The following is a 15,181-nucleotide window of genomic DNA, read 5'->3' as shown; positions in this document are numbered from 1 at the left end:
GAAATATATGTTATAACTATCAAAACGTTTTTGATTTTTTTAGATAAATTCGATATAATAGAACAAGAAAAACGTTTGCACAAAATAAGGAGGGCTTATGGCAACTTTAGCGGATGTGGCTAGGCTAGCCAATGTATCGAAGATGACAGTTTCGCGTGTACTCAACCATCCTGAACAAGTGACGTCGGAGTTACGCACTTTGGTCACAGCTGCGATGGAGGAGCTACATTATAAGCCAAATGTTGTAGCCAAGGCCTTGGCTCAGCAACGCACCTTGATTGTGCAGGTAGTTATCCTTGAAAAAATGGATGTTGTTGAACCATATTACATTGATTTATTGCAGGGCATAGCAGCAGAATTGAATCATCGCAATTATACCTTGCAACTAGTAACAGATCCGAAGATGGTGACGGATCAGTGTGATGGCTACATTGTGACAGGTGCCAGAAAGTCAGATTATTCATGGTTGAAAAGTTTAGGAAAGCCGCTTATATTATTCGGAGAGAATAGCGAAGGTTTAGCATTTGTTGATTCAGATAACATGGAAGCCACTCAGGTAGCAACGGAATTCGCCCTTTCTAAAGGGTATGAACAGGTTTTCTTTGTGGGCATTGATTTGGAAGAGCCTTTTGAAGAAAGGCGGGAAGCAGGCTATAGAAAGGCTATGGAAGGTCGAGAGAGCCGCCTGTATCGATTAGCAAATCATTCTCATGTCGCAGAAGAATTTATCAGAAATTTAAACGATTTACCAGATAAGACCTGTTTTGTCTGTGCTTCGGATCGCCTAGCACTAGGAATTACAAGAGGGCTACAAGCTATTGGAAAATCCATTCCACAGGAAGTTGGTGTTATTGGATTCGATGGATTTTTTATTGACAGAATTTCAAATCCGAGGCTGACGACCATGAAGCAACCGATTCAAAAAATGGGGGCGATTAGTGTAAAGCGATTGATGGATATGCTGGACGGAAAACCATTAACCCACTTGGCTCATTTTTGCCGAGCAGAATTAATAGAACGAGAGACTACGCCATAGTAGTTTCTTTTTTATTGTTGATTTTTGTTACCGATAACATTTAAGAAAACGTTTGCAAAGAGTAGGTGCGATTGTATATACTTATACTATAAAAATCAATTTATGTGGAGGAGCCTATGAAAAAGAAATCCATTCATGAGATGAAATCAAGTGGCATGTTTGAGAAAAAACAATTTTTTAGCATTCGTAAATTTAATATCGGAGTTGCATCCGTCGGTATTGCGACAGCTTTTTTGATGTCTGGGACAGGTCATATGGTTCATGCTGAAGAGGTGACGGCGACTACAGTTACAAGTGTTTCAGAACAACCGGTTGAAACAGCCAGGACTGGTGCTACTACACATCCTACTGGAGTATCTGAAACAGTTGAGGCTCCAGCAGTGACTGATGGTGTTGAAACAGTAACTGATTCATCAGCTGAACCACTGGCAACTACTGAAACACCTGTAGCTGAAAGAGCAGCGGTAGCAGACACGACAACTGCAACTGAAGCTCCTATCGAAGAAGGTAGCATTCGTCTGCACTTTGAAAATGTAGATGAAACAGCGCCAGAGAGCCAAGGACTGTGGACTTGGGGAGGAGTGGCAGAGCCGTCCGATGGGAGTCAATGGCCAACGGATACAGCGAATTTTTCAAGCAGTCAGGTAGATGACTACGGCCATTACGTTGATATTAAAAAATCTGAGACACCAGGCACAATCGGTTATTTGGTCCTTAAAGATGGGGAAAAAATAACAGAATCGGACCAAAAAGTGGAGCTTATTGTTCCGGAACAAAATGAGGCTTGGATTGCTAGCGATTATACTGTTTCCAGCTATGAACCACTCAAGGATGAAAATGTCCTACGTATCAACTACACCCGTGAAGACAACAATTATGATGGTTGGGGCGTATGGACTTGGGGAGATACGACTGAAGCGAGTGATGGCTGGCCAACAGGTGCCGTTGACTTTAAACTTGGCAAATACGGAGCCTATGTTGACATTCCTCTCTCGAACGGTTTAGATTCCAAGCTTGGATTTCTGCTAATCAATCAGAATAATCCAGATTTGGCAGGCAATAAAACCATTGATTTAGCCTTTGCAGACCGTAAACGGCATAGCCAAATTTTCCTTCGCAATGACGACGACAAAGTCTATACCAATCCATATTTTATCGAAGAGAAAGTAGAATTAGATACAAGTAAAGCGACACCAGGGACAAAAAATGTGACCCTTGAGGCTAGTAGCAAAGTACCATTCAACTACAATGAAAGCGGCTTGGTATCTGTAACTGTCACCAACCCTGAAAATGCTGAGATTGTCAAAATGGAAGTCGATACAAGTGCTATCGGCGGAGGCCTTGTGCCAATCTCTACTGAGCTCAATCGTGTGACCATTAAAGCGACGTCTAGCACAGCGCCAGGGACATATAGTCTTCCTGTAAAGGTCTATGACAAGGACAACGGTTACTACGAAACCAGCCTAGATGTGACTATTACAGAGCGTATCAAGGCAGATGGTGAAAAAGACTGGGACGAGCAAGTTATCTACTTCATGATGACAGACCGTTTCTACAATGGGGACACCAGCAATGACAAGCTAGTGGAAGGAATAGCCTCCAACCCACGCGGTCTTTACCAAGGCGGTGACTTCAAAGGAGTGACAGCCAAGCTGGATTACTTGAAAGAATTGGGTGTGGACTCTATCTGGTTGACTCCGATTGTGGAAAATATTCCACAGAATGTTGGTAGCGCAACAGATGGAGAGTACTATGCTTACCATGGTTATTGGGCATCCAATTTTGAGAAACTAAATCCGCATTTGGGAAGTTTAGCTGATTTCCACGAATTGATTGATGCCGCGGCGGAAAAAGGTATAAACATTGTTGTTGACGTGGTGCTCAACCATGCTGGCTATGGTACAGAAGACACCTTTGCAGGTATGGTACGGACTAAGGAAGAAGACAAGCAGGGAGACGACCAATTAGGCTCATTATCTGGATTACCAGACTTCAAGACAGAAGAAGCAGCTGTTCGCAATCAGTTGGTTGCTTGGCAGGCATCTTGGCTGGAACGCTCAACAACTGCCAAGGGGAACTCTATCTATGCTTTCCGTGTCGATACAGTCAAACACGTTGATGATACCACATGGCAACATTTCAAAAATGAATTGGTGGATAGAGATCCTGACTTCCACTTGATTGGGGAAACTTGGGGAGCGAATTATAAGGATACCAAGGGTGACTTGGGAGTCGGTACTATGGACAGCTTGTTGGACTTTGGCTTCAAGGATATCGCTAAGTACTTGGTCAATGGTCAACTGAAAGCAGCTGGAAAAGAGCTGGAAGAACGTAGCAAGGTTCTGACTAGTGCAGCTTCTCTGGGTCAATTCTTGGGCAGTCACGACGAAGATGGTTTCCTCTACAGTCTAGGTGGTGCAGAAAAAGAAGGAAATCTGGACAAACTGAAATTGGCTGCTAGTCTTTTGATTACAGCTAAAGGTCAGCCAGTCATTTACTACGGTGAAGAAGTGGGGCAATCTGGGCAAAACAACTGGCCAGTTTATGACAACCGGTACGATTTCGATTGGAGCAAAGTAGAGACTAGCGACATCACAGACCACTATCAGAAATTATTGGCTTTCCGCAATGCCAATTCAACACTACTCTCACGTGGTGATACAAGCACACTTGTTGGAAATGATAGCCAAGGTTGGCTTATCAGCAAACGCAGTTACCAAGATCAAGCTGCCTATCTTGTCTTCTCAACCAATACCGAGAACAAGGAAATGGCGCTTGAAGTAGCTGGTAAGGATGTGGTTGTCACAGATGCCTACACAGGAAAATCTTACCAAGCTATCGAGAAAGATGGTAAATGGGTTGTTCAAGTCGAACTGCCAACAATCGGTCAAGGTGGCACCATGCTCCTTCAGACAGAAGTAGGTGACATCGTCAATGCAAGTGTGCAAGGAGCGACTGAAGAACCAATTGAAGCAGGCTATTTCCGTGTTCACTTTAAAACTCTACCATCTGATAATTTATCTAGCCTAGGTTTATGGACATGGGATGATGTCGAAAAACCATCGTCAGATCTTGGTGCTTGGCCAACAGGTGCAACTAATTTCAGCACGGCTAAGCAGGATGATTATGGCTATTATCTTGATATCAAGATGAAAGATGAAACAGCCAGCAAGATTAGTCTGTTGATTAATAACACTTCTGGTGATAACATCACAGGTGACAAGACCATTGAACGGATTAGCACCAAGATGAATGAAGCTTGGTTTGATGAAAACTACCAACTCAGCCTCTATCAACCGCTCAAAGAAGGCTACATCCGTATCAATTACTTCCGTACCGATGGCAATTATGACCAAAAAGGTCTCTGGATTTGGGGTGATGTGACTGACCTTACCTTGGGTGATTGGCCAGATGGTATTGATTTTGAAAACCAAGGCAAGTACGGTGCCTATATTGATGTTAAATTAACAGATTTACCAAGTTCCATTGGCTTCTTGCTATTGGATGAAAGCAAGTCAGGAGACGATGTGAAGATTCAACAGAAAGATTATAGCTTTAAAGATTTGAAAAATCAGACACAAATCTTCCTCAAAGATGATGATGCGACTATTTACACTAACCCTTATTTTGTCAATAATGTCCGTGTGACAGGTGTTTCTCATGTTAGCCTAACAGCCTTAGAAGCAGCCTTTACAACGCTTGAAGGTGCTGATAAGGAAAGTATTTTAGAAAAATTGTCTGTCACAGATAAAAATGGGCAGACAGTGACTGTGACGGACCTTGTCTTGGATGCCACCAGCAACAAGGTACGAGTCCTTGGGGATTTCAACCAAGAAAATGCTGGCTATACCCTCAAATATGGCAATGATAGCTTCACAACAACTATGAGCTGGCAATTGAAGGATGAGCTCTATGCTTATGATGGGGAGCTTGGTGCGCGTGTGCGTCAGGCTGGTAGTGTCGTTGATATGACTCTCTGGTCTCCAAGTGCAGACAGTGTGGCAGTCGTTCTTTACGATAAGGATGACCAATCTAAGGTGGTCGGTAAATTGGCCATGACCAAGGGCGATAAGGGACAATGGGACCTCGAATTGAACAGTCAATCAGGTCTTGGTATCGCGGACTATCGTGGTTACTACTACCATTATGAAATCACTCGTGGTGATCAATCTGTTCTTGTTTTAGATCCATATGCTAAGTCTTTAGCGGAGTGGAATAGTGATTTAGCAGATACAGATCCATCTTATCGGATTGCCAAGGCTGCGATTGTGGATTCAGCAGAAGTTGGTCCAAGCGATTTGGATTATGCTACTATTCCTAATTTCAATCAGCGTGAAGATGCTATTATCTATGAGGCTCATGTCCGTGATTTCACATCCGATCCTGCTATTTCTGATGAATTGACAGCTCAGTTCGGTACCTTTGCGGCCTTTGCAGAGCGTCTCAGCTACCTAAAAGAACTGGGTGTGACCCATATTCAACTGCTCCCAGTTATGAGTTACTATTTTGTCAATGAATTGAAAAATGCAGAGCGGATGAGTGAGTACGCGTCAAGCAACAGTAACTACAACTGGGGTTATGATCCACAGAGCTACTTTGCCTTTACAGGTATGTATTCTACAGATCCGACAGATCCAATGAAACGCATCGAAGAGTTCAAAAACCTGGTCAATGAAATCCACAAACAAGGTATGGGTGTGATTTTGGATGTGGTCTATAACCACACTTCTAAGACCTTCTTATTTGAAGACTTAGAGCCAAACTATTATCACTTCATGGAGGCAGATGGTACGGCTAAATCAAGCTTTGGTGGTGGTCGTCTGGGAACCACTCACTACATGAGCCGCCGTGTCTTAGTTGATTCCATCAAGTATCTTGTGGATGAGTTTAAGGTAGATGGTTTCCGCTTCGATATGATGGGTGACCATGATGCCGAAGCGATTGAGCTGGCCTTTACCGAGGCACAAAAACTCAATCCAAACATCATTATGCTTGGTGAAGGTTGGAGAACCTTTACAGGCGATGCCAATCAGCCTGTTCAGCCGGCGGACCAAGACTGGATGAGTTCAACAGATACGGTTGCAGTATTCTCAGATGACATTCGCAATACACTTAAATCTGGTTATCCAAACGAAGGCCAGCCAGCCTTTATCACAGGTGGTGCTAAGAGTGTAGAATCTGTCTTCAATAACATCAAGGCACAACCAGGCAACTTCTTGGCAGATGATCCAGGCGATGTGATCCAGTATATTGCTGCGCATGATAACTTGACCCTCTTTGATATTATCGCTCAGTCCATCAAGAAGGATCCGTCAGTTGCTGAAAACTATACTGAAATTCACCAACGTCAACGCTTGGGTAATTTGCTAGTTTTGACTGCTCAAGGGACACCGTTTATTCATTCTGGTCAGGAGTATGGACGGACCAAACAGTTCCGCCATCCTGATTATAAGGAGCCAGTTACAGAGGACAAGCTACCAAACAAGGCGCATTTGTTGACCAATGCAGATGGAACGCCATTTGACTATCCATACTACATCCATGATTCTTATGATTCATCGGATGCGGTCAACAAGTTTGACTGGACCAAAGCGACAGATGAGGCGCTCTATCCAGAGAATACCCGTACTCAGGCCTTTACAAAAGGATTGATTGCCTTGCGCAAATCTACAGATGCCTTCCGTTTGGGAACAAAAGACCAAGTCGATCAAATGGTTAGCTTGATTTCAATTCCAGGTCAAAATGGTATTGCTACAAACGATGTGGTTATTGCCTATCAGACCATTGCAAGCAACGGTGATCGCTATGCTGTCTTTGTCAATGCTGACAGTAAGGAACGTAGTTTTGTGCTTTCAGATAGTTACAAAGATTTACTGCAGGGGCAAGTACTGGTTGATGGTGAACGTGCAGGTGTAGAAGCATTGTCTGATTTAGTGGGTGTCGAATTGACTGATAGCGCAGTTGTTCTTGCACCTTTGACTGCAACAGTGATTCGTTTGCCTTATATCATTACAGAAGTTCCGGACACAGCCCCTACTGCTGAAGAAAAACCAATCCTAGACTTTACTACAAAAGAACGTACAGAAGAAACATTCCTTTCGATTGGAGAGGAAGTTCGCTATGATGCCACTCTTGCAAAAGGTCAATCTTATGTGCTTCAAGAAGGTAAGGCAGGCAAGAAAGTCTTGGTTTATCAAGATGTCTTGGTTGATGGTAAGGTAGTAGCAACAAATCTGTTATCTGAAACAGTAGTAGATGGTGAGGCACGGATTGTTGTTAAGGGTGGTATGGAGGCTAAGGATGTGGTAGAAAAACCAAGCCTTTCTACTCCAACAGCTCAAGCGTCTGAACAAACCACACGTGCATCAAACAAAGAAAGCCTACCAGCGACAGGTGACCGTCAAAACGATTTGGCGCTTCTAGGTCTCGGACTTGCTGGACTTGGTTTGACAGTTGCTGCACAAGGAAGAACTAAAAAATCAGAAGAATAGTATGCTTTCCTCCCAAGAGGTTAGGAACCCTATGGTTCTTGACCTCTTTTTTATTTTGTGGGCAGAAACCAAATCGTCTTTTAAATTTTACGGTTTATAAGTAATCATTAGAAAAATGGACAAATAGTCCAAGAGTGAACACAAGCCTGTGTTTTATTTGGTCTTTTTGTTTGCGCTTTCAAGATTTATAATAAAACCATAAAAATCATTTCAAAAGGAGAATGAAAAATGGATTTTCTTCAAACCCCATTAAACTGGTTCTCGCAAAACATCTTGCAGAATCCAGCCTTCTTCGTAGGTCTTTTGGTATTGGTGGGCTACGCCCTCTTAAAGAAAAAGCCTCATGATGTCTTTGCAGGATTTATCAAAGCAACGGTCGGCTACATGATTTTGAACGTAGCTGCTGGTGGTTTGGTAACAACCTTCCGTCCAATCTTGGCAGCCTTGAACCACAAGTTCCAAATTGATGCGGCAGTTATCGACCCTTACTTCGGTCTTGCAGCAGCAAACGGTAAAATCGCTGAAGAGTTTCCTGATTTTGTATCAGCAGCTACAACAGCCCTCTTGATTGGTTTTGGTGTCAACATCCTCTTAGTTGCGCTTCGTAAGGTTACAAAAGTTCGTACTCTGTTCATCACTGGACATATCATGGTACAACAAGCGGCAACAATCTCATTGATGGTGCTCTTCCTTATCCCAGAGCTTCGTAACCAATTCGGTACAGCAGCTATCGGTATCATCTGTGGTATCTACTGGGCAGTCAGCTCAAACATGACTGTTGAAGCAACTCAACGCTTGACAGGTGGTGGTGGATTTGCCATCGGTCACCAACAACAATTTGCAATCTGGTTTGTAGATAAGATTGCTCCAAAACTTGGTAAAAAAGAAGAAAACTTGGACAACTTGAAGTTGCCTAGCTTCCTCAACATCTTCCACGATACAGTTGTTGCTTCAGCAACCTTGATGTTGGTCTTCTTCGGTGTAATTTTGTTCATCTTGGGTCCAGAGATTATGGCAAACCCAGAAGTTATCACTTCAGGCACACCATACAACCCAGCTAAGCAAGCATTCTTCATGTACGTTGTACAAACAGCCTTCACTTTCTCAGTATATCTCTTCATCTTGATGCAGGGTGTACGTATGTTCGTAGCAGAATTGACAAATGCCTTCCAAGGTATCTCAAGCAAACTGCTTCCAGGTTCATTCCCAGCGGTGGACGTTGCAGCTTCTTATGGCTTCGGTTCATCTAATGCAGTTCTTTCAGGTTTTGCCTTCGGTTTGGTTGGTCAATTGATCACTATCGTTCTCTTGATTATCTTCAAGAGCCCAATCCTTATCATCACTGGTTTCGTACCTGTATTCTTTGATAACGCAGCTATCGCAGTTTACGCTGACAAGCGTGGTGGTTGGAAAGCGGCAGCAATCCTTTCCTTCCTCTCAGGTGTCCTTCAAGTAGCCCTTGGTGCAGTCTGCGTCGGCTTGCTTGAATTGAGCGGTGGTTACCACGGAAACATCGACTTCGAAATCCCATGGTTGCCATTCGGTTATGCCTTCAAATACCTTGGTATTGCTGGTTATGTTCTTGTCTGCCTCTTCTTGTTGGCTATCCCACAACTTCAATTTGCAAAAGCAAAAGACAAGGAAGCTTACTATCGCGGTGAGGCGCAAGCGGACTAACACTCTTCGAAAATCAAAAGGATACGTCGTCAAGAGCCTTGGTGAACTCTACGAAAGACACTTACTATTGTAAGTAGGATTTCCAACCTTCAACAGTCTACTAGACTGTTGAAGCTACCTCGGCTGCGTTTCCTAGTCTGCTTCTGATTTTCATTGAGTGCCTGTTCTTCAGTAAGATGAGAGATATTCGTAAATCAACAGAACAAAACTTCGTTTATTACTTGGTTCATTAACAAAAACAACAAAATATATTTTATAAAAAACAAGGAGAAAATAAGATGGTTAAAGTATTAACTGCTTGTGGTAACGGCATGGGTTCATCCATGGTTATCAAGATGAAGGTTGAAAATGCTCTTCGTCAACTTGGTGTAACAGATTTCCAATCTGCTTCTTGCTCAGTAGGTGAAGCAAAAGGTTTGGCAGCAGGCTATGACATTGTTGTTGCTTCAAATCACTTGATCGCTGAATTGGAAGGTCGTACAAATGGTCATTTGGTTGGTCTTGACAACCTCATGGACGATAACGAAATCAAGACTAAACTTAGTCAGGTATTGTAATGGAAAAAGGGGGCGGGATTTCTTCTCATCCCCTTTCACATAGAAAGGAGAACATCATGAATTTACAGAAAGCATTTATTGAAAACAATTCTATCCGCTTGGGTTTGACAGCAGAAACCTGGCAGGAAGCTGTTCACTTGGCAGTTGAACCTTTGATTGAAAGCGGTGCTGCAACAGAAGAATACTACGATGCCATCATCGCTTCAACCGAGGAATACGGTCCCTACTATGTGCTCATGCCAGGTATGGCTATGCCACATGCCCAGGCTGGTGTCGGTGTTTTGAAAGATTCCTTTGCCTTGATTACCTTGACAAAACCAGTAGCCTTTTCAGATGGTAAAGAGGTTTCTGTCCTCTTGACCTTGGCTGCGACAGATCCAAAGATTCACACATCAGTAGCTATTCCACAGATTATTGCCCTCTTTGAATTGGAAAATTCCATTGAGCGTCTGGTAGCCTGTCAGACACCAGAAGAAGTATTGGCAATGGTTGAAGAGTCTAAAAACAGCCCTTACTTAGAAGGTTTAGACTTGGAAAGCTAATTTGACGGTTAGAAATTGACGTAGACAAAAATGAAAGGAATTGAAGGGGAATAGAAAGCTTTATCGGCCGTCTATTCACTCTTGGTAATAGTATTATGACAAAACATATCCCAAATTTACAGGTTGCATTGGATCACTCAGATTTGCAGGGAGCGATTAAGGCTGCTGTGTCTGTTGGTCATGAAGTTGACGTGATTGAAGCAGGTACGGTTTGCTTGCTCCAAGTTGGTAGCGAATTGGTAGAAGTGCTACGTAGCCTCTTCCCGGACAAGATTATCGTTGCAGATACCAAATGTGCGGATGCTGGTGGTACAGTTGCCAAAAACAATGCCGTTCGCGGTGCGGACTGGATGACTTGTATCTGTTCTGCGACCATTCCAACTATGGAAGCGGCTTTGAAGGCTATCAAGGAAGTGCGTGGCGACAAGGGTGAAATCCAAATCGAGCTTTACGGTGACTGGACTTATGAACAGGCTCAGCTTTGGTTGGATGCAGGTATTTCCCAAGCGATTTATCACCAATCTCGTGACGCCCTCCTTGCTGGCGAAACCTGGGGTGAAAAAGACCTCAATAAAGTGAAAAAATTGGTTGACATGGGCTTCCGCGTTTCTGTAACAGGTGGTCTTGATGTGGCTACCCTCAAACTCTTCGAGGGTGTAGATGTCTTTACCTTTATCGCAGGTCGCGGTATTACAGAAGCAGCAGATCCAGCAGCTGCAGCGCGTGAATTCAAAGACGAAATCCGTCGTATCTGGGGGTAAGACCTATGGCACGACCAATCGGAATATATGAAAAGGCAACGCCCAAACACTTTACATGGAAAGAGCGTTTGGAGTTTGCCAAAGAATTAGGTTTCGACTTTGTGGAAATGTCGGTGGATGAGAGCGATGCTCGCTTGGCTCGTTTGGAATGGACCAAGGAAGAGCGTTTAGACTTGGTCAAAGCAATTTATGAAACAGGTGTCCGTATTCCGACCATTTGCTTCTCTGGTCACCGTCGTTATCCGCTTGGTTCCAATGATCCTGCTCTTGAAGCTAAGTCTTTAGAAACCATGAAACAGTGTATCGAACTGGCTCAGGACTTGGGTGTCCGTGTCATCCAGTTGGCTGGTTACGACGTTTACTATGAAGAAAAGTCGCCTGAAACTAGAGAACGTTTCATCAAGAATCTCCGCAAGGCTTGCGACTGGGCAGAACAGGCTCAGGTCATGTTGGCTATTGAGATTATGGATGATCCATTTATCAACTCCATTGAAAAATATCTAGCAGTTGAGAAGGAAATCGACTCACCATATCTCTTTGTTTATCCAGATACTGGAAACGTGTCTGCTTGGCACAATGATATTTATAGCGAATTTTACCTAGGTCATCGCTCTATCGCAGCCCTTCACCTCAAAGATACCTATGCGGTAACTGAAAGCTCCAAAGGTCAATTCCGCGATGTACCATTCGGTCAGGGCTGTGTGGACTGGGATAATATGTTTGCAGTCTTGAAAAAGACCAACTACCAAGGTCCATTCTTGATTGAAATGTGGTCAGAGAATTGTGAAACGGTTGAGGAAACACGTGCAGCCATTAAAGAAGCACAGGCTTTCCTCTATCCATTGATTGAGAAAGCGGGGTTGAACTAATGCCAAAAGATTTACAGGAAATGCGCCAACGGGTCTATGAAGCCAACATCGCTCTACCTGCCCACGGTCTTGTCAAATTCACCTGGGGTAACGTATCAGAAGTCTGCCGTGAACTTGGTCGCATTGTTATCAAGCCTTCTGGTGTGGATTATGAAAAATTGTCACCAGAAAACATGGTTGTGACGGATTTGGATGGAAATGTGGTAGAAGGTGATCTCAACCCGTCGTCTGACTTGGCGACCCACGTTGCCCTCTACAAGGCTTGGCCAAATGTCCATGCTGTTGTGCATACACATTCGACAGAGGCAGTTGGTTGGGCTCAGGCTGGTCGCGACATTCCATTTTATGGAACAACGCACGCAGACTATTTCTACGGTCCAGTACCATGTGCCCGTTCTTTGACGGCCGAAGAAGTGAATATTGCCTATGAAAAAGAAACAGGCTCAGTCATCATTGAGGAATTTGAGCGTCGTGGTATTGACCCAGTTGCAGTACCAGGGATTGTTGTCCGCAATCACGGTCCGTTCACTTGGGGCAAGGATCCTGCCCAGGCAGTTTACCACAGTGTTGTCCTAGAAGAAGTGGCTCGGATGAACCGCTACACAGAACAAATCAATCCACGGGTGGAACCAGCACCAAGCTACATCATGGATAAGCACTATCTCCGTAAGCACGGTCCAAATGCCTACTACGGACAAAAAGGTGATGAACACTAAGCTTTGTTTCTAGCCAAAAACGATTAGAAGAATGAGAAAAGAGCTCTCCTCATTCTTCTTTTTTTGAAAGGAGAGGACATGAGAAAGTTTTTACAAGATAGTCTGACAGAGGTTGCCTACTATCTGGAGTTGATTTTATCAGCCATTTTAGGATTAGCCCTCCTCGCATTGTCAGGTTTGTTGTTGGCGGATTTAGTTGGTTCACTGACGGGTGGTATTCAAGCGGATAACTTTATCCAGAGTTTTTTAAGCAAGGCTATGACCTTGGCAGTCGGGGTCGAATTCATCAAAATGCTCTGCAAACAATCCCCTAGTACTGTCATCGAGGTGCTCTTGGTTGCTATTGCCCGCCAATTGATTGTGGAACATGGGTCAAGCATGGACTACTTGATTGGTATTGTGTCGGTTGCCATCTTATTTGCAGTGAGAAAATACCTCTTTACCCAGTTTGATGATTCCAATAACATCATCATGCGGGCCAGTCAAAAAGTCAGGGTTGCCAATATCATTGCACGGGTAAAAATTCCTAGCGAGGGAACTGAAACCTTGCGAGATTTTGTTACTCGTAAGTTGAAAGAAGAAGAAAAGACAATTGCTATTGGTGCCTGTGTCTATCTGAAGAATGTGGCTCTACGGATTGACAATATGCATGGGGATTTGATTACACGGGTGGAGATTATTAAGAGTATCTACTAAGCTTTTTGGATGGGGTCGGCAATTTTGAATGAAGATGCACGAATACGTTCAGTTTTTATAATTATTAGGAATTGGTGCATAAATGTGTTAAGATAGAGAAAGAGAGGAGGGAAAAACGGTGTTACTAGATAAAAGCAGTTGTGCCTTATTACGGCATTTGATTGGTATCCAAGAGCCAGAAACCATTATGGCTATTTCCAAGGAATTGCAACAATCGCGTAGAAAAATCTACTACCACTTGGAAAAAATCAATGCCTCTTTGCCAAAAGGTATTGAAGCTCTGGAAAGTCTGCCTCGGATAGGCATTCGCTTGTCCGAAGAGCAAAAGCAAGCCTGTCGCCAACTCTTAGATTCCATTGATTCCTATAGCTACATTATGAATATGGATGAACGTATTCAATTGATGATGGTCTACATTTGTATTACACCTGAACGGGTAACCATTGAAAAGCTTATGGAACTGACAGAGGTTTCTCGTAACACAGTCTTGAATGACCTCAATGAAATTCGATCGCAACTGACACAGGAGCAATATAAGATGACCCTCTATGTGTCCAAGAGCCAAGGCTATAGCTTAGTTTGCCATCCCCTGAACAAAATCCAGTATGTTCATTCTCTACTTTATAGCATTTTTTCAGATGCTAACAAGGGCTTTCTCCAAGTCCTTGAAGAGAAATTATCGGATCTAGTCGAGTACCAAGTTCTCTTCTCAGAAGGAATGGTTCGGTTCTGGCAGGGTCAGGTTGCAGGTCTGGAGAAAAAACTAGGGAAGAAGATCAATCGCTATGAGATTGAGTTTATGCTTAAGGTTCTCCCCTTTCTCTTACTCAGCTATCGCAATATGGAGTTGGATGAGTTGGAAGAACGCGCCATTCTCAAGGAATTTGAACAGGTTCGAGAACGGATTGAGTATCTGGTGGCGCAAGATTTTAAGGAGGCACTGTGGTCTAGTTTTGATTTGGAGCTAGATGATATTGAGGTTTCCTTGATTGCCATTTTGCTTCTATCCTATCGGAAAGATAGCGATATTCATGTGACTAGTCAGGATTTTGCCGAATTAAAACGAGTGGTTGACCGTTTTATTCATCATTTTGAAGTGCATTCTTCCTTTGAATTGGAAAATCCAGAGGAACTAGCTAGACATCTCTTGGCTCACTGTAAGGCCCTACTCTTCAGAAAGACCTATGGGATTTTATCAAAAAATCCAATGGTCAAGCAAATCCAGGAAAAATATAGCACCCTGTTTGCTGTTACCCAAATTTCCGGCAAGATATTAGAGGAGGAATGGGAGATTGAGCTGACAGATGAGGACATTGCCTATCTGACCATTCATCTAGGAGGGGCTATTCGCCGAAGTGGAACCCGCAAGGTACAGAGCCAAAACATCTATCTAATCTGTGATGAGGGAGTTTCTGTTCAACGCCTGCTCTATAGACAGTGCCAGCATCATTTGCCTGACAAGAAAATTGGAGCAGTTTTTACTACGGAGCAATTTAAAAGTGTTGAAGATTTGTTGGAAGTAGATTTCTTAATTACAACTAGTGAGGGTTTGGAAACGGATTTCCCACTGGTACGGGTCCATCCAATCTTGGATTTCGATGACGTACTCAATCTCACCCACTTTGCCAAATACCGTAGCCTGTCTGATGAGAAACAGGGATTTGCAGTAGAGTTAGATAAGCTCTTGGCTGGCTATTTATCAGATGGAAAGACAGTCCAAGAACTCAAAGGCAGACTGCAAAAGCTCATCAGTAATGAACTGCTGTCAAATGTATCTAGTCGCGATATTGAAACAGATTTGTACTGACTTTGGCTTGCCTAAGCCTTAAAGTCCAA

10 protein-coding genes are annotated in these 15,181 nt (G+C 43.4%); all 10 read left to right on the top strand.

The genetic code is table 11. The features are described 5' to 3' along the window. Window positions 1–97: 97 nt before the first annotated feature. Window positions 98–1,036 (top strand): LacI family DNA-binding transcriptional regulator, encoded by a 939-nt coding sequence (locus ACEE44_RS07360; RefSeq protein ID WP_449171797.1) that lies wholly within the window; start codon window positions 98–100, stop codon window positions 1,034–1,036. Between the two features lie 116 nt (window positions 1,037–1,152). Beyond that, window positions 1,153–7,527, top strand: a complete 6,375-nt coding sequence (locus tag ACEE44_RS07355; RefSeq protein WP_449171796.1) for a pullulanase — start codon at window positions 1,153–1,155, stop codon at window positions 7,525–7,527. Window positions 7,528–7,755: 228 nt separating this feature from the next. Further along, on the top strand, window positions 7,756–9,204 hold the full coding sequence (locus ACEE44_RS07350; protein ID WP_449171795.1) for a PTS sugar transporter subunit IIC: 1,449 nt from the start codon (window positions 7,756–7,758) through the stop codon (window positions 9,202–9,204). Window positions 9,205–9,482: 278 nt separating this feature from the next. After that, entirely contained in the window at window positions 9,483–9,761 is a 279-nt protein-coding gene (locus ACEE44_RS07345) for a PTS sugar transporter subunit IIB (protein ID WP_029179495.1), read from the top strand. A gap of 56 nt (window positions 9,762–9,817) precedes the next feature. After that, on the top strand, window positions 9,818–10,303 hold the full coding sequence (locus tag ACEE44_RS07340; RefSeq protein WP_332411323.1) for a PTS sugar transporter subunit IIA: 486 nt from the start codon (window positions 9,818–9,820) through the stop codon (window positions 10,301–10,303). A 95-nt stretch (window positions 10,304–10,398) separates the two neighbouring features. Continuing rightward, window positions 10,399–11,064, top strand: coding sequence for a 3-keto-L-gulonate-6-phosphate decarboxylase UlaD (locus ACEE44_RS07335; RefSeq protein WP_332411321.1), 666 nt, complete (start codon window positions 10,399–10,401; stop codon window positions 11,062–11,064). A 5-nt stretch (window positions 11,065–11,069) separates the two neighbouring features. Continuing rightward, on the top strand, window positions 11,070–11,933 hold the full coding sequence (locus ACEE44_RS07330) for an L-ribulose-5-phosphate 3-epimerase (protein WP_172026082.1): 864 nt from the start codon (window positions 11,070–11,072) through the stop codon (window positions 11,931–11,933). Next, window positions 11,933–12,649 (top strand): L-ribulose-5-phosphate 4-epimerase, encoded by a 717-nt coding sequence (locus ACEE44_RS07325; RefSeq protein WP_449171794.1) that lies wholly within the window; start codon window positions 11,933–11,935, stop codon window positions 12,647–12,649. Before ACEE44_RS07330 ends, ACEE44_RS07325 begins: the two co-directional genes overlap by 1 nt. A 78-nt stretch (window positions 12,650–12,727) precedes the next feature. Then, window positions 12,728–13,345 carry a hypothetical protein gene (locus ACEE44_RS07320; RefSeq protein WP_099871512.1) on the top strand — a complete coding sequence of 206 codons (618 nt, stop codon included), beginning with the start codon at window positions 12,728–12,730 and terminating at the stop codon, window positions 13,343–13,345. Between the two features lie 118 nt (window positions 13,346–13,463). Next, window positions 13,464–15,152 (top strand): BglG family transcription antiterminator, encoded by a 1,689-nt coding sequence (locus tag ACEE44_RS07315; protein ID WP_449171793.1) that lies wholly within the window; start codon window positions 13,464–13,466, stop codon window positions 15,150–15,152. Window positions 15,153–15,181: the final 29 nt, after the last annotated feature.

The organism is Streptococcus sp. 32226D021BW (assembly GCF_053545015.1).
The sequence above is the reverse complement of the archived record's forward strand: the minus strand, read 5'-3'. Positions and strand labels throughout refer to the sequence as shown.